The 14,930-nt window shown below is 72.6% G+C and carries 18 protein-coding genes; 6 read left to right on the top strand and 12 right to left on the bottom strand.

Going from position 1 to position 14,930, the window contains the following annotated elements:
• Window positions 1–59: 59 nt before the first annotated feature.
• The 3 genes from ACQP1N_RS28230 to ACQP1N_RS28220 form a co-directional block, all read right to left on the bottom strand.
• Window positions 60–725 carry a response regulator transcription factor gene (locus tag ACQP1N_RS28230; RefSeq protein ID WP_067807465.1) on the bottom strand — a complete coding sequence of 222 codons (666 nt, stop codon included), beginning with the start codon at window positions 723–725 and terminating at the stop codon, window positions 60–62.
• Entirely contained in the window at window positions 722–2,023 is a 1,302-nt protein-coding gene (locus ACQP1N_RS28225) for a sensor histidine kinase (protein ID WP_433227582.1), read from the bottom strand. The genes ACQP1N_RS28230 and ACQP1N_RS28225 overlap by 4 nt, the downstream gene beginning before the upstream one ends.
• A gap of 85 nt (window positions 2,024–2,108) precedes the next feature.
• Window positions 2,109–3,023, bottom strand: coding sequence for a cytochrome P450 (locus tag ACQP1N_RS28220; protein WP_433227581.1), 915 nt, complete (start codon window positions 3,021–3,023; stop codon window positions 2,109–2,111).
• Between the two features lie 283 nt (window positions 3,024–3,306).
• Between ACQP1N_RS28220 and ACQP1N_RS28215 the strand changes: the two genes are divergently transcribed.
• The 6 genes from ACQP1N_RS28215 (at window position 3,307) to ACQP1N_RS28190 (ending at window position 8,469) form a co-directional block, all read left to right on the top strand.
• Window positions 3,307–3,459, top strand: a complete 153-nt coding sequence (locus tag ACQP1N_RS28215; RefSeq protein WP_157419210.1) for a hypothetical protein — start codon at window positions 3,307–3,309, stop codon at window positions 3,457–3,459.
• Between the two features lie 223 nt (window positions 3,460–3,682).
• Window positions 3,683–4,294: a TetR/AcrR family transcriptional regulator gene (locus tag ACQP1N_RS28210; RefSeq protein WP_433227580.1), complete on the top strand. Its 612-nt coding sequence runs from the start codon at window positions 3,683–3,685 to the stop codon at window positions 4,292–4,294.
• A gap of 67 nt (window positions 4,295–4,361) precedes the next feature.
• Window positions 4,362–4,991, top strand: coding sequence for a LysE family translocator (locus ACQP1N_RS28205; protein WP_433227579.1), 630 nt, complete (start codon window positions 4,362–4,364; stop codon window positions 4,989–4,991).
• Window positions 4,992–5,097: 106 nt separating this feature from the next.
• The gene (locus ACQP1N_RS28200; RefSeq protein ID WP_433227578.1) at window positions 5,098–5,706 is read left to right on the top strand and encodes a TetR/AcrR family transcriptional regulator; all 609 of its coding nucleotides are present in this window, start codon (window positions 5,098–5,100) and stop codon (window positions 5,704–5,706) included.
• On the top strand, window positions 5,703–7,043 hold the full coding sequence (locus ACQP1N_RS28195; RefSeq protein ID WP_433227577.1) for an MFS transporter: 1,341 nt from the start codon (window positions 5,703–5,705) through the stop codon (window positions 7,041–7,043). Before ACQP1N_RS28200 ends, ACQP1N_RS28195 begins: the two co-directional genes overlap by 4 nt.
• Window positions 7,033–8,469, top strand: coding sequence for a pyridoxal phosphate-dependent decarboxylase family protein (locus tag ACQP1N_RS28190; RefSeq protein ID WP_433227576.1), 1,437 nt, complete (start codon window positions 7,033–7,035; stop codon window positions 8,467–8,469). The genes ACQP1N_RS28195 and ACQP1N_RS28190 overlap by 11 nt, the downstream gene beginning before the upstream one ends.
• A gap of 26 nt (window positions 8,470–8,495) precedes the next feature.
• Here the strand turns inward: ACQP1N_RS28190 and ACQP1N_RS28185 are convergent, their stop codons facing one another.
• From ACQP1N_RS28185 to ACQP1N_RS28145, 9 genes are all read right to left on the bottom strand, one after another.
• Window positions 8,496–8,810, bottom strand: coding sequence for a hypothetical protein (locus ACQP1N_RS28185; protein ID WP_433227575.1), 315 nt, complete (start codon window positions 8,808–8,810; stop codon window positions 8,496–8,498).
• A gap of 113 nt (window positions 8,811–8,923) precedes the next feature.
• On the bottom strand, window positions 8,924–10,081 hold the full coding sequence (locus ACQP1N_RS28180; RefSeq protein ID WP_433227574.1) for a methyltransferase domain-containing protein: 1,158 nt from the start codon (window positions 10,079–10,081) through the stop codon (window positions 8,924–8,926).
• 5 nt (window positions 10,082–10,086) lie between these two features.
• Complete coding sequence (locus ACQP1N_RS28175) at window positions 10,087–10,917, bottom strand: radical SAM/SPASM domain-containing protein (RefSeq protein WP_433227573.1); 831 nt, start codon at window positions 10,915–10,917, stop codon at window positions 10,087–10,089.
• A gap of 96 nt (window positions 10,918–11,013) precedes the next feature.
• Window positions 11,014–11,319: a hypothetical protein gene (locus ACQP1N_RS28170; protein WP_433227572.1), complete on the bottom strand. Its 306-nt coding sequence runs from the start codon at window positions 11,317–11,319 to the stop codon at window positions 11,014–11,016.
• On the bottom strand, window positions 11,316–12,278 hold the full coding sequence (locus ACQP1N_RS28165; RefSeq protein WP_433227571.1) for a CPBP family glutamic-type intramembrane protease: 963 nt from the start codon (window positions 12,276–12,278) through the stop codon (window positions 11,316–11,318). The genes ACQP1N_RS28170 and ACQP1N_RS28165 overlap by 4 nt, the downstream gene beginning before the upstream one ends.
• 89 nt (window positions 12,279–12,367) lie before the next feature.
• Window positions 12,368–13,294: an endonuclease/exonuclease/phosphatase family protein gene (locus tag ACQP1N_RS28160; RefSeq protein WP_433227570.1), complete on the bottom strand. Its 927-nt coding sequence runs from the start codon at window positions 13,292–13,294 to the stop codon at window positions 12,368–12,370.
• Window positions 13,295–13,299: 5 nt separating this feature from the next.
• Complete coding sequence (locus tag ACQP1N_RS28155; RefSeq protein WP_433227569.1) at window positions 13,300–14,070, bottom strand: helix-turn-helix domain-containing protein; 771 nt, start codon at window positions 14,068–14,070, stop codon at window positions 13,300–13,302.
• On the bottom strand, window positions 14,010–14,534 hold the full coding sequence (locus ACQP1N_RS28150; protein ID WP_433227568.1) for a hypothetical protein: 525 nt from the start codon (window positions 14,532–14,534) through the stop codon (window positions 14,010–14,012). The genes ACQP1N_RS28155 and ACQP1N_RS28150 overlap by 61 nt, the downstream gene beginning before the upstream one ends.
• A gap of 45 nt (window positions 14,535–14,579) precedes the next feature.
• On the bottom strand, window positions 14,580–14,909 hold the full coding sequence (locus ACQP1N_RS28145; RefSeq protein ID WP_433227567.1) for a hypothetical protein: 330 nt from the start codon (window positions 14,907–14,909) through the stop codon (window positions 14,580–14,582).
• Window positions 14,910–14,930 lie beyond the last annotated feature (21 nt).

Genomic DNA, 14,930 nt, shown 5'->3' with positions numbered 1-14,930 from the left:
CGCCGTCCACCCTGTCATGCCGCCGTGAACGGCAACAATGAACCGGCGCAGAGTAATTTCTAGGCCAGCCAGCCGGGTTTGACCAGTCCCGACTCGTACGCCAGCACCACCAGCTGGGCGCGGTCGCGGGCGCCGAGCTTCACCATCGCCCGGCTGACATGCGTCTTCGCGGTGGCCGGGCTCACCACCAGCCGGGCCGCGATCTCCTCGTTCGACAATCCCTCCCCGACCAGCGTCATGACCTCCCGCTCCCGCTCGGTCAGCGCGTTCAGCCGCGGCGCCGGCGCCGGCTCCTTGGCCCGCGTGGCGAACTCGGCGATCAGCCGCCGGGTCACGCTCGGCGACAGCAGCGCGTCGCCGTCCGCGACGGCCCGCACGGCGTGGATCAGCTCCACCGGCTCGGTGTCCTTCACCAGGAACCCGCTCGCCCCGCCGCGCAGCGCCTCGAACACGTACTCGTCCAGCTCGAACGTGGTGAGGATCACGATCTTCACGCCGCCGAGCCGCTCGTCGGACGCGATCGCGCGGGTCGCGGCGAGACCGTCCAGGACCGGCATGCGGATGTCCATCAAGATGACGTCGGGACGCAGCCGGCGTGCCCGCGCCACCGCCTCCTCGCCGTCGCCCGCCTCACCGACGACCTCGATGTCGGGCTGCGCGTCCAGCAGCGCCCGGAACCCGGCCCGGACGAGCACCTGGTCGTCCGCCAGCATCACCTTGATCACTGCGTCCCCCTTCCGGGCCCGGCCGGTTCGGTCCCCTCGTCCAGCGGGAGCGCGGCCCGCACCCGGAAGCCGCCGCCCGGCCGCGGCCCGGCGTCGAACGTCCCGCCGAGCGCGGTCGCCCGCTCGCGCATCCCGCGGATGCCGCTGCCGCCCGGGCGGTCGTCCAGCAGCGGCGCCCCCCGGCCGTCGTCCTCGACCCGCACCACGATCTCGTGCTCACCGTAGGCGATGCGGACCCGCACCGTCACCGGCCCGGAACCGGCATGGCGGGTCACGTTCGTCAGCGACTCCTGGACGATCCGGAACGCGGCGAGGTCGGTGCCCGCGTGCAGCGGCCGCCGCTCCCCGGTGATCTCCGCCTCGACCTCCAGCCCGGCGGACCGCGCCCGGCCGAGCAGCTCGTCCAGCCGGTCGAGCCCGGCGGTGGGGGCGCGCGGCGCGGTCTCGTCCTGCGCCCGCAGCGCGCCGATCACCCCGCGCATCTCGGTGAGCGCCTCCTTGCTCGCCTCCTTGATCGCCGCGAGCGCGGTCCGGGCCTGCCCGGGGTCCTGGTCGATGAGGTGCAGCGCGACCCCGGCCTGCACGTTGATCATCGAGATGTTGTGGGCGAGGACGTCGTGCAGTTCACGGGCCATCCGCAGCCGCTCCTCGCTGGCCTGGCGGCGTTCCTCCTCGGCGCGGGTCCGCGCGGTCTCGGCGGCCCGCTGCGCCCGCATCCGGATCAGCTCCGCGCCGATCAGCACCACCAGCGCCCAGCCGACGACGAAGCCGGACCCGCCGAGCGTCGGCTCCTGGACCGGGAACAGGCCGTGCCGCCCCCGCTCGGCCGCCGTGCCGCCGATCAGCGCGGTGAGGCCGAAGAACGCCGCGAGCCCGAGGCCCGTCCCGGCCCACGTCACCAGCCGGTGCCCGGAGACGATCGCGGCCATCATCGCGACGGCCGGCGCGAGCGGCGCCGGCCCGTAGGTGTAGGCGCGCAGGAAGTAGAGCGCGGTGACCGCCGCCGTCGCGCACACCGTGAACACCGGATACCGGCGGCGCAGCAGCAGCAGCGCCGGCCCGCCGAGCAGCAGCGCGAACCCGAACGCGTCGAGGTCGGTGTGCCCGGTCCCGGACGTGCCGCCGCCCCCGTGCTCCCAGGGCGGGCCGCCGGACGACCCGTCCCCCGGCCCCCCGCGCTGCGCGCCGAGCGACCCCATGACCTGGAAGAACGCGAGGAAGAGCGGGACGATCCACACCGGCCACGCGCCGGGTCGCGACCAGCGCGGCTGAACCGGCCCGGGCGGTGAGGTGCTCATATCTGGACGGTAGGTCATCGGCGCCGGGCTCCACGTCGGCCCCGGGGAGTGGGTGTCCCTACTCCCCGGGAGGTACCCGGAACCGTCAGGAGGACCAGCGGACGGGCAGGTGCGCGAAGCCGTGCCGGGCGCTGGACCGCAGCGGCACCGGCTCGCCCGCCGGTCGCGGCAGGCCGGGACGTTCCAGCAGCGCGACGAGCATGGCGCGCAGGTGCACGCGCGCCAGCCGCGCGCCCAGGCAGGCGCGGCGCCCGAACCCGAAGCACAGGTGCGGCCAGGCGCCCTGGAGGAAGCGGTCCGCGACGAACCGCCCGGGCTCGGGATACACCTCCTCGTCGTGGTTCGCGGACACGAGCCACAGCGTGACCTGCTCACCGGCCAGCAGCGGCACACCGCCGATGACCGTCCCGCGCCGGACGGTCCGCCACACCTGGAGCACCGGCGTCCACCAGCGCAGCATCTCCTCCACGGCGCTGTCGACGAGCTTGTCGTCGGCCCGCTCCTCCCGCAGCCGGACGTACTCGGCGGGATGGCGCAGCAGCGCGTACAGGCCGCCGGCCAGGGTGTTGCGCAGCGTTTCGGGCAGGTCGCGGGCGACCTCTCCGACGAAGTCCACCGGTTCCCGGGACGGGATGCGGGCGAGCATGGCCCGCGCCGGAGGATCCATGTCGATGAGGGCCGCGTCGTGCGCATCGTCCGGGCCCGCATCGCCCGGGCCCGCATCGTCGCGGAACGCGTCCGCGTCGCTCGCCGGGCCGTGCAGGATGCCGTCCGCCTGCGGCGAGAACAGTTCGGGATGCACGAGGGCGTGGTGGACGTCGGCGTAGCGCAGCACGGCCCAGGCGCCCGGCCGTCCCGCGGTGCGTCCGTCCAGCCACACCACCGGTGTCCGCGCCCGCAGCCGTTCAAGCCGGTCATGGGGGACCCCGCGGGCATAGGTGTCCGCGCAGTCGAGGGCCCAGGCGTCGGAGATCGGTGGCGCGCCTCGCCGTTGCGGCATGGGAGACCTCCTCTCCGAGGCAGACGCTAACGCGTCCCGGCCGAACCATGAAGGGCCGGATTCGGCCGTCCCGGACAGTGTCGCCTGTCGGTCCGGGGGCGCCCCCTGGAACCCCCGTTACGGCGAGCCGGGCGGGGGGTGGGGTGTGGCGCGTCCAGCTTGGGGTGGTGTGGCGGGTAACAAAGGGGTTGCTTCTGGGGTGGGTGGGGGTGATGGGGCCTGGGAGGTAGATCAACTTGGGTAAGGTTTGACCTGCGTATCTGGGGGTTGAAGGGGTGCGGGGTTGAACCGCAAGAGGCTCGGTCTGCTGGCCGTCGCGTTCATTCTGGTCGTCGGTGTGTTGGAAGTCGCGGTCCTGCGGATCGGGTCGCTGGAGTTCCCGGTGCCGCCCGGCTCACAGCATCCGGCCGTCGCCGACAATCCGGGTGAGCACTAGTTCCGTGTCGACGCCGGGGCGGTCGCCGGTGTTCGGCTCGTCCGTCAGGTGCCAGCCGTAGACCCTCGAGTCGTGCCCGAACTGCCGGACGGCCCGTTCTGCCGGGTCGCCATCCGCCGTTCCCTCCAGGGGGCTGAGCTGCACCGGCATCACCAACGCCTGGAACGCCCGCGTTTGGGGCCAATGTGCGAAAGAATGGGGGTGGCCAAGCGAGGAGGCGTTTTTGAGCGGCGATGCGCGGTTCACCGTCACACGGACGCTGAGCAAGGATCAGCAGGCGCGCCGGGAGCGGCTGATCGACTCGGCGCGGGAACTCGCGCTGGAGGGCGGCTACCCGGCCGTCACCATGCACGACGTGGCGGACCGGGCCGGGGTCGCCCGCGCGACGGTCTACCGGTACTTCGCCACCAAGGACCACCTGCTCACCGAGGTCGCGTCGGCGTGGGCGCACCACGTCACCGACGACATCGACGCGCTCGCGGTCGGTGACACCCCGCTGGAGCGGCTGACCGCGCTGCTGGAGCGCATCGTCCATGTGGCGGCGCAGGAGCCCACCCTCACGTCCGCGATCATCCAGGCGGTGACCTCGGACGACTCCAGCGTGGACGAGGCCCGCACCGTGCTGTTCCTGTTCCTGCGGGACCGGCTCTCGACGGCGATCGGCGACCCGGTGCCCGAGCGGGACGAGGTCGAGATCGTTCTCGGGCACATCCTGCTCGCCGCGCTGATCAGCCTGGCCTCGCTGCGGCAGCCGGTCGAGGAGGTCGCCGCGATGGTCCGGACGGCCGGACGCCTGGTGCTGGCGGGCGCGCTGTCCGCCCCCGCACGCACCTGATTGGTCCATGTTCCAGCGGGTCGATTGGACCTTTCGTGAGGACCATCGCCGTCCGTAGCGTTCTGGCGTGACGAACCCCCTGCTGTTCCTGCTGGCCGCGTTCACGCTGGTCGCCATCCCGGGCCCGAACCACCTCTACATCACCGCGCGCAGCATCGGTGAGGGCCGCCGGGCCGGCGTCGTCTCCGCGCTCGGCGTCGAGACCGGCACGCTCGTCCACATCGCCGCCGCCTCGGCCGGGCTGTCCGCCGTCGTCGCCGCGTCCGCGACCGCCTTCGGATTCCTCCGCTACGCCGGTGCCGCATACCTCGTCTACCTCGCGTACCGGACGTTGCGCAGCCGCCATGATCTCGGCGAGATGGACCTGAAGCCGCAGCCGCTCCACCGCGTCTACCTGGACGGCGTGCTCGTGAACGTCCTCAACCCGAAGGTCGTGCTGTTCTTCCTGGCGTTCCTGCCGCAGTTCGCCGACCAGGGCGCGGGTGCGGTGCCGCTGCAGATCGCCGTGATGGGCCTGGCCACCGCGCTGATCGGCCTGCTCAGCGACCTCGGCTACGCGCTCGCCGCCGGCTCGATCGGCTCGTGGCTGCGGGCCCGTCCCGTCTTCCGGCGGCGGCAGCGGTATCTGACGGGCCTGATCTACCTCGGCCTCGGCGCCGTCGCCGTGTTCGCCGGGCCGAGCGCCCGCCGCGCCTGACCCGCCGCCCGGCCGGCGCGTGCCGGAGGCCGCTGCGGGCGCACCGGCTCCGCGCGTGATCAATCAAGCGATTGACCGAATGCGGGCCGCCGCCTAGCGTGAGGGTATGACCGGCAACGAATCGGGTCGGGAGCGGATCCTGGACGTGGCCACCCGGCTGTTCGCCGCGCTCGGCTACGACGGGACGTCCACCCGGATGATCGCCGAGGCGGCCGGGCTCAACGTCGCCACCGTCGCCTACCACGTCGGCGGCAAGCGCGATCTGTACCTCGCCGTGATGGAACGTGCCCACCTGGCCGAACGTGCGGCCCTGGAGGGCGCGCTCGCCAAGATCACCTTCGATGCGGAGGGCATCCTCACCCTCCTCGACGCCTACATCGACTTCTGCCTGTCGCGGCCGGAGATCCCGGCACTGTGGATGCACCGCTGGCTGTCGGACGCCAGCGACGTCGCCCACCTGGAGGAACAGTACGTCCGGCCGTTGATGGAGATCGTCGTCGACGCGGCCCGCAAGGTCGTCCCCGACGGCATCGACATCGAATACGCCGTGTGGACGGTCATCTGGTCCACCCACGGGTTCGGGTGCGGCGGTGTCCTGAGCGTCGACGGGCAGCGCCGCGGCCGGGAGGATCCGGAGGCCGTCGCGCGGTTCCGCAGCCACATGCGCCGCACCGTCGCGCTGGGGCTGGGGCTCACCGACCGGCTCGCCGGATGACGACGGCGCTGCCCCGGCGGCGGCTTCTCGGCTACGGCGTCGGCTCGGTCGGCACGGGCGTGTTCTCCGCCGTTCCCGGCCTGCTGCTCCTGTACTACCTGACCGATGTCCTCGGTGTCTCCGCCGCGGTCGCCGGGGCCGTCCTCGTCGTGCCGAAGGCGTGGGACGTCCTGCTGAACCCGATCGTGGGCGCGGCCAGTGACCGCGAGGCCGTCCGGACCGGCCGCCGCACCCGGCTGCTGCTGCTCGGCGCCGGCACGCTGCCGTTCCTGTTCGCCGCCATGTTCGCCGTGCCCGCCGATTCGCCGGGGCTCGCCGCCGCCTGGGCCGGGGTCGCGTTCCTGCTGGCCGCGAGCGCGTTCGCCTGTTTCCAGGTGCCGTACGTGGCGCTGCCCGCCGAGATCTCCGCCGACCCGTCCGAGCGCGGGCGCGCCATGGCGTGGCGCGTCGTCTGCCTGACGCTCGGCATCCTCGTCGCGGGCGGTGTCGCGCCCGCCCTCACGGACGCCGCGGGCGGCGGACGCGCGGGATACGCCCTGATGGGCGGCGTGATCGGGCTCGTGATGGGCACCGCGATGGTGGCGAGCACGCTGGCGAACCGGTGGATCGCCTCCCGTCCCGGACCCCGCCCGCTGGGGCTCGCCGCGGCGCTGCGGACCGCACGCGGCAACCGGCCGTTCTTCATGCTGCTCGGCGCGTACGTCTCGCACACCCTCGCCGTCGCGATCATGCTCGCGGGGGCGCCCTACGTCGCGGCGTACCGGCTGGACGACTACGGGCTGACCTCGGCGATGTTCGTCTGCATGGTCGGGCCGAGCGCGTTCGCGGTGCCGCTGTGGCGACGGCTGGCCCGCCGGTACGGGCTGGTCGGGTGCTATGTGGCGGCGCTGGTGCTGTTCTGCGCGGCGACCGTCGCGCTGTTCCCCCTGATCACGTCGCCGGTGGGCGTGCTGCTGCTCAGCGCCTTGATCGGGGTCTGCTACGCGGCCGTCCAGTTGCTGCCGCTGTCCCTGCTGCCGGAGACCGTGCACGCCGATACCGGACGTACCGGGCATGCCCAGTCCGGGGCGTTCACCGGACTGTGGACCGCCGCCGAAACAGGCGCGCTGGCCCTCGGACCCGGGATTTTCGCGCTGATCCTCGCCGCGTCGTCGTTCAGTTCGTCCGATTTCGAGACTCCCGTCGTCCAGCCGGACTCGGCGCTGACCGGGATGTCCGCCGGGTTCACCTTCGCCCCGGCGGCGCTGCTGCTGCTCAGCGTTCCCCTGCTGCTGGCGTACCGCCGGCTCGCCGCCCTCCACCGCCGCCCCGAGGAAGCACAGGAACATGCCGTCTGACACCCCCTCCGCCGTGCTCGCCGAAGAGGGCCGCCCGGCCGCCGAACTGCTCGCCGAACTCGCCCGGCTGCGGGAGGCGGACCTGCCCGTGCGCGGCGGCCAGGTCACCGCCTACGTCTACGACACCGGACGCGAGGCCGTGCACGACCTCGCCGCCACCGCCTACCGGGAGATGCTGGAGGTCAACTGCCTCGACCCGACCGCGTTCCCCAGCATCGTCGCGCTGGAACGGCAGATCATCGGGTCCGTCGCGGCCGAGCTCGGCGGTGGTTCCGGTGTTTTCACCAGCGGCGGCACCGAGTCGATCATGCTGGCGGTGAAGGCGGCGCGGGACGCCCACCCGGTGGAGGGACGGGCCCAGATCGTGCTGCCGGCGACGGCGCACCCCGCGTTCCACAAGGCCGCGCACTACCTGGGCATGGACGTCGTGCACGTGCCGGTGGACGCCGCGTATCGCGCCGACCCCGCCGCGACCGCCGCCGCGCTGACCGCCCGCACCGCCCTCGTCGTCGTTTCGGCCCCCTCCTATCCCCAGGGCGTCATGGACCCGGTCCCGGAGATCGCGGCGCTCGCCGCGTCCGCCGGCGTCCCCTGCCATGTGGACGCGTGCGTCGGCGGCTGGGTCCTGCCCTGGCTGCGGGACGCGGGACGCGACGTCCCGCCGTTCGACCTGTCCGTGCCCGGGGTGACGTCCCTCTCCTGCGACCTGCACAAATACGGGTACGCGCCGAAGGGGGCGTCGGTCGTGCTGTTCGCGGACGAGGCGCTGCGCCGGCATGCCTACTTCGCGTCCGCGCAATGGCCCGGCTACACCGTCATCAACGCGACCGTCCAGAGCAGCAAGAGCGCCGGCCCGCTCGGCGCCGCGTGGGCGACGCTGAACGCGGTCGGCGCACGGGGCTACCGCGACCTCGCCGAGAACGCGATGCGGGCGGCGGAACGTCTCATCGCGGGCGTCGCGTCCATCCCCGGTCTGCGGGTCCTCGGCGAACCCGTCGCGCCGCTCGTCGCCGTCGCGTCGTCCGACCCCGCGCTGGATGTGTTCGTCATCGCCGACGAGGCCCGCCGGCGCGGCTGGTTCTTCCAGCCGCAGCTCTCCTACCAGGGCATCCCGCCGAACCTGCATTTCACGCTGACCGGCGTCAGCGACGTCGGCGCGCTCCTTGCGGCGCTGACCGACGCCACGAAGGCCGCCCGCGCCGCCGGGCCGCCGGGCGTCCCGTCCGGACTGGTCGAGGCGCTCGCCGACCTCGACCTCGACAGCCTCGACGACGCGGGTTTCGCCGAACTCCTCGCCTCCGTCGGCGTCGACCTCGCCGGCGGCGGCGAACCCGAGATGGCCGTCGTCAACACCATCCTGGACGGCCTGCCGCCCGCCACCCGCGAGGCCCTGCTGATCCGCTTCCTGTCGGCCCTCTACACCTGAGCGCGCCGCGCCCGCGTCCGCTACGTCTAGGCGGGTATGCCGGAGCGCTCGGCGATGCGCGCGAGCCGTGAGGTGAAGAGCTTCTCCGCGTCCGGTGTCAGGAGCGTCAGGACGATCATCGCCCGGAATATCGTGTCGCCGAGCCGGTTCTGCGCGTCTTCCCATGTGTGCCTGCCGGGGCCGTGGGCCGGGGCGGTGACGTCCTCTAGGGCCCCGCAGACCTCACCGGTTTCCTCGTACATCTTCAGGATGCGCAGCAGCCGCGCGGTGTCTCCGGTCGCGGCGGCCTCGGTGTCCAGCCACGTCACGAGCCCGCCGATGGTCGCCCATGTCCGGTCCATGCGCGCGTCTCCTTCTGCGTCACGGCTGATGTCGACGGGCCAGGATGTAACGCACGTCGCCACGCCAGTACGCGGCTGCAGCGGCGTCAGAACAGCCGTCGGCTCTCCAGCAGTCATCTGATAGTGGCTGTCCAGGTGCCGCGCCGCAGATGGATCGTGCCGTCGGGGGCCACGCGCGCCGTGGCGCCGTAGACGGGGAGCGACCCGTCACGCAGCCACCGGGCCCGCAGATCGTCCAGCACATCCCACAAGCGCCGCGGACCACCCTGGTGAACGTAGGCGGGACCGTCCGGACTGGAATTGGTGGCGCGGGCCCACGACCCGTCGGCATGCACCATCACGGCAGTGCGCACACCGCCCTCCTCGCGGTAGTCGTGTTCGATGCCGGGCACGGTCACCCCGAGCATCGACCACAGCTCCCACGCCTCCATGACGTTCACGACCGGGTAGCGGCCGACCGTAACGTGCTCTGCCTGGGCACTGTGGGCGGCCTCGATCGCCGCGGCCACACTGGGCGGGTAGTCCGGCCCCGTCCTGGCGGCCATGAACCCGGCACGGTCCCAGGGGATGCGGCCCTCCGCGCCCCCGTCCGGAGTGGCGTCGACCACCAGGGTCAGCCCGGTCCCGGCGACCGTGGTCACCAGCCGGCCGCCCGGCCGCAGCGCCTTCAGCCACGACACCGGCACGGGCCGCACCGAAACCGTCGCGATGATCCGGTCCCAGGTGCCGGGCAGTGGCCCGGTGGCGTCGACCGCCGTCACACGCGGGCGCAGCCCGGCCCGGTCGAGACGGTCGGCAGCGGCAGCGACGAGGTAGGGGTCGACGTCCACGGACGTGACCTGGTCGTCCCCGAACCGCATGGCCAACAGTGCCGCCCCGTACCCGGACCCGGTGCCGACGTCCAGGATGTCCAGCCCCTCATCCACGACAGCGTGCCGGAACATCTGGACCAGGAGGCCCGGCAGCGTCGCCGACGACGTCGGCGACCCGGTGGTCGTGCCACCCGGGCGGGCATCGTCGGCGTGGCAGGGGCCGACCCGGGTGACCAGGGACCGGTCGGCGTAAGCGGCCGCGGCCCAGGCGTCCGGATCGGACGGCCCCGCGCACGCCTCCCACACCGCGGATCCGTACGGGCCGGGCGCGGCCTGAGCCCACGTCCACCAGCGCGGCACGAACGTGTGCCGGGGAACGGCCGCGACCACGTTCCGCCACCGCGACCGGGCGTGGGCGACGTGCTGGGCAAGCCATTCTGCGTAGAGTTCCCAGTCCATGCCGGTCAGCGTGACGGGTCGCAGTCGTTGCTGTCCGCCGGAGTGCACGACCCGTGCCCGTGGATCGAGGACACCATGCCCTTCCAGCCGGGGCTGTCGAGCAGGTCGGCGAGCGGGACTTCGCGGACGTCCCCGGCCGAGTGGTGCCGGCCCAGCACGCACGGCATCAGCCGCCCATCGGTGTCGATCGCGGCGCGGCCACGGCCGCACAGGTCATCGTCGGTCGCGGCGACACCGCGCGGCGCGGCGCGGCCGACCGGGCGGGCCCGGTCCAGGGAGATGTCGGTGACGCCGAGCACCTTGAGCAGCTCGGCTCCGCCTTCGACGTCCTGCCCCTCGATGACCTGGACCATGCCGACCTTCACCTCGATCCCCATGCGGCGCGCCGCGGCGATGTTGGCCCAGGTCGCGTCGAACGAGCCGCGAACGCCGGTGATGCTGTCGTGCTGGGTGCGGTCGGCGCTGTACCAGGAGGTGGACACCCGCACGCCCTTGCGGGCCAGCACACCCCAGTGGCGGTCGCTGACGCGGTAGAGGTTGGTGAACACCGCGACCCGCAGGCCGTGGAGCAGCGCGTATTCCACCAGCTCGGCGAACGCCGGGTGGTCCAGGGGGTCACCGCCGATGAACTGGACGGTCGTGATGTCGGGGTGGCCGGCGGCCTGCTCGATTATGTGCATCCAATCGGCCAGGGTCATGGCGCCGGTGCCGGCGGCGGGGCCGGAGTTGCTGTAGCAGTGGCTACAGCGCAGCTCGCATGCGCGGGTGATCTCCAGCTCCAGGAACGTGACCGGTTCGCTCGCGGGCTGGGGCGAGGTGGGGACGGTGATGGTCATGGCGACCTCCATGGCGCGCTTCATCGGTGTGGAGCCGCGGCCTCGGGGGCGCGCCTGCTGACCCGAGGCCGCGGAGTTCTGGCCGGGGAACCCCGACTACTGGGTGAGGGGGAGGCGGCCGGGACCGGCGCCCAGGTACGAGGCGATGTTCCGGGCGGTCTCCTCGATGTCGTCGCGGGTGCCGACGCGTCTGGTCTGGTCCGGCCCGGTGGCCCACCGGTACTCCTGCGCGTCGGGGTCCCAGATCAGATCGGCGGGGCCCCTGTCGCGGTAGGTGACCCGGATGTACTCCTCCGGCTCGTGCACGTGGGCGGCGATGATCTGGGGGAGGCGGCGGCGCAGTTCGCAGTACAGGGCGTCCAAGGGGCTGAACGGACGGACCTGGAGGGTGGGGGCGGTCATCGGACAGGGGTCCTCACGGGGTCGGCTGAGGTGGACGAGGCGGGTGGGGTGGATGGGGTGGACGGCGCGCGGAGCGTGTTGGGGTAGGCGAGGGCGACGACGAACCCGCAGGAGGCGAATACGGCCAGGGCCTGCTCCCCGTAGAGACCACCGAACACCAGCAGCAGGTTGTAGGCGGTGTGGCCTGCGATGATCGGTCCGATACGGCGCCCGCTGACCTGGTAGGCCCACAGCGAGACCCCGGCGAACACCAGGGTCGCCAGGCCGGAGATCCCGTAGTACAGGTGCGGGAGCACTCGGATCACGCACACCGCGGCGAGGATCTGCCAGGTGGGCCGCCGCGCCGCCGCCATCAGGGCGGCGACCAGCGCGAGCATGGGGATCTCCTCGCGGGCACCGGCGACCAGCGCGGTCACGCCGAACTGGAGGACCGAGTCGTCCGACGCCGCACCGTCGGCGCCGGGCAGCCGCGACATCTGGTCGCCCAGGAGCCTGCTGGCCGTGTGCCCGGCGACCACGAGCCCGAAGGCCACAGCGGCTTGGACGGCCGAGTCACGCGACAGGCCGCCCCACCGCGCCCACAGGCGCACGCCGGTGTCCTTCCCGACTACGGCCGACAGCCACGTCCCCGCGACGGTCAGCAGCACCACTGCGACCGCTTCGGCGGCCCCGCCGTCGTGAGGCAGTAGCACGAGCGCGGCCAGGACGAGCCCGGCCGCGCACCACGCCGGGGCGATGTCGTGGCGTGAGCGGGCGCGGACCAGCAGCCAGACCCCGGCCGCGATCACGCCGGGCGCGGACGAATTGCCGGGGAGGCCAGGCAGCCGGACGTCCACGCCGGCCAGTTCGATGCATTGGGCCACGGAGTAGACGGCGTGCGGGCCGAACAGCACGGCCAGGACGCCGAGGACACGCACCGTCAGGCGCCAGCCGTGTGGGGGATTGCCGGGTTGGGACACGGATCGGTCTTTCTAACGTGGGGGTTGCGATACGGGAAGGTGCGGGGTGGGTGAACTTGCGATTGGTGATGCTGGTCAGACCTCAACCGTCACGATGTGCTCGTGATCGGAGTCGGGGTCGCCCGGGGCACGGCTGGTGTGGGGGCGGTGGCCACCGGGGGTGCGTCTGCAACACAGACGAGGTCGAGGTCGAGGACCAGGGCGTCGTGGTCGCTGCCGGTGGTGATGTGCCGGTAGAGGGTGGCGGCGGTGGCGAGTTCGGGTGAGCCGTAGACCCGGTCGACGCGCGCGCCGCCGCGCCCGGTGGGGCGCAGGTGCGGAGGGTCGCGGCGGGTAGGTGGCAGGTGTGCGGCGATGTCGATCAGGCCCGCTCGGGCGAAGGTGTCGTCGACGTCGTAGTTGGCCTCCGGCCGGCCTTGTGGGTCTTGGCGGCAGCGGGTCACCTGCAGATGGCGGGGGAGTCGCTCCAGTTCGTCGGCGGTGACGGACGGACCGCCGCGCGGGTAGCAGTTGAAGTCCCCGCCGATGAGGGCGAGCTGGGGCCGCAGGGCAACCAAGGCGCCGAGGTATTGCGCCTGGGAGAGCTGAGCCACCGCCGACCGTGCCGGGAAATGCACGCTGAAGCAGCACAAGGGCCGGTCCAGGCCGGGGATGTGCAGCTCGACCATGCACCAGGCGTGCGCCGTGCTGGGGTCGGTCCCTGGATACGGGCCGTCGTCCACGATGCGCCACCCGGTGGTGTGCGTGTCGACCAGGATCGCGGTGTGCAGGGCGCTGCGCGCCGCGGGCACGACCGGCCCCAGCACCGGCTCCATCTCCAGCGCGTTGGCGGTCCGCCGCACATGCCGTGACTGCCGGAGCGCCGGCTGCGGCACTCCGAGTTCCTGGCACAGCACCACCTGCGGGCGTGCCCGCCGGAGCGCTTCAACGGTCTGGTGCCAGCGTGCGTCCGACCCGTCGGCGTCGATGCCGCCGTAGTTCCAGTTGACCGAGGCCACCCGGATCGCTGTGCTCATCGGGGTCATTCGTCTTCTCCGGGTGTGGTGGGGGACGGGTGGGCTTTGGCCGCCGCCTCCAGTTGCCCGCGCAGCGTGTTGCGGGGCACTCCCAACTCCAGGGCCAGGTCGTGCAGCGACTCGCCCGCCTGGTGCCGTTGGAGCAGTTGCTGCGGCGGGATCGGCAACGCCACCTGGCGTGACCGTGGCGGGCCGCCGACCGGCCGCATCGTGGTTCCCGCTTCCAGCAGCCGCAGTTTCACCGTGGCGGGCACCACCCCCAGCTCCGCCGCCAGGTCGTACAGCGACTCGCCCGCCTCGTAACGCCTACGCAGCACCGGCGAGGGCACCGGCAGCACCATCCGCCGCCTGTGCGGTTGCTCCCGCGATCGCAACGTGGTGCCCGCCTGGGCAAGCCGCATCTTCACCGCGTTGCTCGACACCCCGAGCGCCCTGGCCAGTCCCCTGATCGACTCGCCCGCCTCGTACCACTCCCGCAGCTCGGCGAGGTCGATCGGAAACGCCTCCCAGTCCGGCGCGCCGGGTGGCCGCCGGTTGATCCTTTCGTGCCGCATCCATGCGTAGACCTGACGCGGGGTCAGCCCCATCCCCTCGGCGATCTTGGGAACCGAGTCGCCCGCCTCGTACCGTTCCCGCAGCACCCCGACCGACATCTCCAGCCGCGGCGCCGTGCCGTCCTTCGCGGGCTGTGGGCTGCGCGGGTGTTTTGGTGAGGTCATCGAGTGCTCGGGGGTGTCTTCTTCGGCCGGGCCGCCGAAGGGGCGGGCTGTCGCCATCCGGTGTCGACCAGTGCGCGGAGCTGGTCGTCGTCGCACACCAGGTTCTGCAGGCGGCGGCCCTCGGTCCGCACGAGCTCCCCTATGTCGTGGGGCGTGTCCGGGGCGCGGGAGATACATTGCAGGACGCCCACGATCGCCAAGGCGACCTGCCAGGACACCGTGACGGCGACCGGCGGCACGGCGTGCGGCCCCGGGGCGGGGGACAGAGCGCCGGCCAACTGCTGCAGCCGGGCGCTCTCGGCGATCAGCAGCTCCCGCATGCGCGGGTTGACCGCCGGGCCTTGCGAGACCGCGTGCAGGCCGGCGCCGATGGCCGGGATGAGCAGCGGGTGCAGCTCGATCTCGACGGTCACCTCCGCCCAGCGCTGGATGGCCACGTCCAGTGGGTCATCCAGCGGGGCGTCTGCGTCCGGGGCCGTGTGATCGGCGGGGCCACCGGACGAATCGAGTGATGAGGTCATGGGTGCTTTCTCGGTCGGTGGGGTGGGGAGCAGGTCTTCGTGGGCTTACCTGCTGAAATGGGCTTTGAGCTGCTCGTTCACGTTCTGGAGGAGCATCTGCTTGGTTGCGCGGCGGGTGCGGCGGCATCGGCCGCCGCACTCGGCGAGCTGCCAGAGCACCGGCCCGTCGGCGGGGCTGTGGTACTGGAAGCCGCCGGCAGGGTGATAGGGCAAGACGGTCCGCACCTGGTCGAGCGAGCTCAGGCGTTTGGCGGCCGGGTACTGCGTGACGATGTCGTTGGCGAGGGCGTCACAGGCCGTGGCGGGGGTCGGGAACCGGTTCGTGGCGAAGAACAGGTCAAGGTCGAGGTCCAGGCCGTTGGGTTGTTTCGTCACTGCCCCGGCTCGCACCCGGTA

This window comes from Actinomadura formosensis, from assembly GCF_050948385.1.
GTDB lineage: Bacteria > Actinomycetota > Actinomycetes > Streptosporangiales > Streptosporangiaceae > Spirillospora > Spirillospora formosensis.
This window is presented reverse-complemented; position numbering and strand designations above follow the sequence as displayed.

Bases quoted from the DNA above. Each gene is read 5' to 3' on its own strand.
- ACQP1N_RS28225 (WP_433227582.1), bottom strand. From the start codon at position 2,023: ATGAGCACCTCACCGCCCGGGCCGGTTCAGCCGCGCTGGTCGCGACCC.
- ACQP1N_RS28220 (WP_433227581.1), bottom strand. From the start codon at position 3,023: ATGCCGCAACGGCGAGGCGCGCCACCGATCTCCGACGCCTGGGCCCTC.
- ACQP1N_RS28200 (WP_433227578.1), top strand. From the start codon at position 5,098: ATGACCGGCAACGAATCGGGTCGGGAGCGGATCCTGGACGTGGCCACC.
- ACQP1N_RS28195 (WP_433227577.1), top strand. From the start codon at position 5,703: ATGACGACGGCGCTGCCCCGGCGGCGGCTTCTCGGCTACGGCGTCGGC.
- ACQP1N_RS28190 (WP_433227576.1), top strand. From the start codon at position 7,033: ATGCCGTCTGACACCCCCTCCGCCGTGCTCGCCGAAGAGGGCCGCCCG.
- ACQP1N_RS28185 (WP_433227575.1), bottom strand. From the start codon at position 8,810: ATGGACCGGACATGGGCGACCATCGGCGGGCTCGTGACGTGGCTGGAC.
- ACQP1N_RS28180 (WP_433227574.1), bottom strand. From the start codon at position 10,081: ATGGACTGGGAACTCTACGCAGAATGGCTTGCCCAGCACGTCGCCCAC.
- ACQP1N_RS28175 (WP_433227573.1), bottom strand. From the start codon at position 10,917: ATGACCATCACCGTCCCCACCTCGCCCCAGCCCGCGAGCGAACCGGTC.
- ACQP1N_RS28170 (WP_433227572.1), bottom strand. From the start codon at position 11,319: ATGACCGCCCCCACCCTCCAGGTCCGTCCGTTCAGCCCCTTGGACGCC.
- ACQP1N_RS28160 (WP_433227570.1), bottom strand. From the start codon at position 13,294: ATGAGCACAGCGATCCGGGTGGCCTCGGTCAACTGGAACTACGGCGGC.
- ACQP1N_RS28155 (WP_433227569.1), bottom strand. From the start codon at position 14,070: ATGGCGACAGCCCGCCCCTTCGGCGGCCCGGCCGAAGAAGACACCCCC.
- ACQP1N_RS28150 (WP_433227568.1), bottom strand. From the start codon at position 14,534: ATGACCTCATCACTCGATTCGTCCGGTGGCCCCGCCGATCACACGGCC.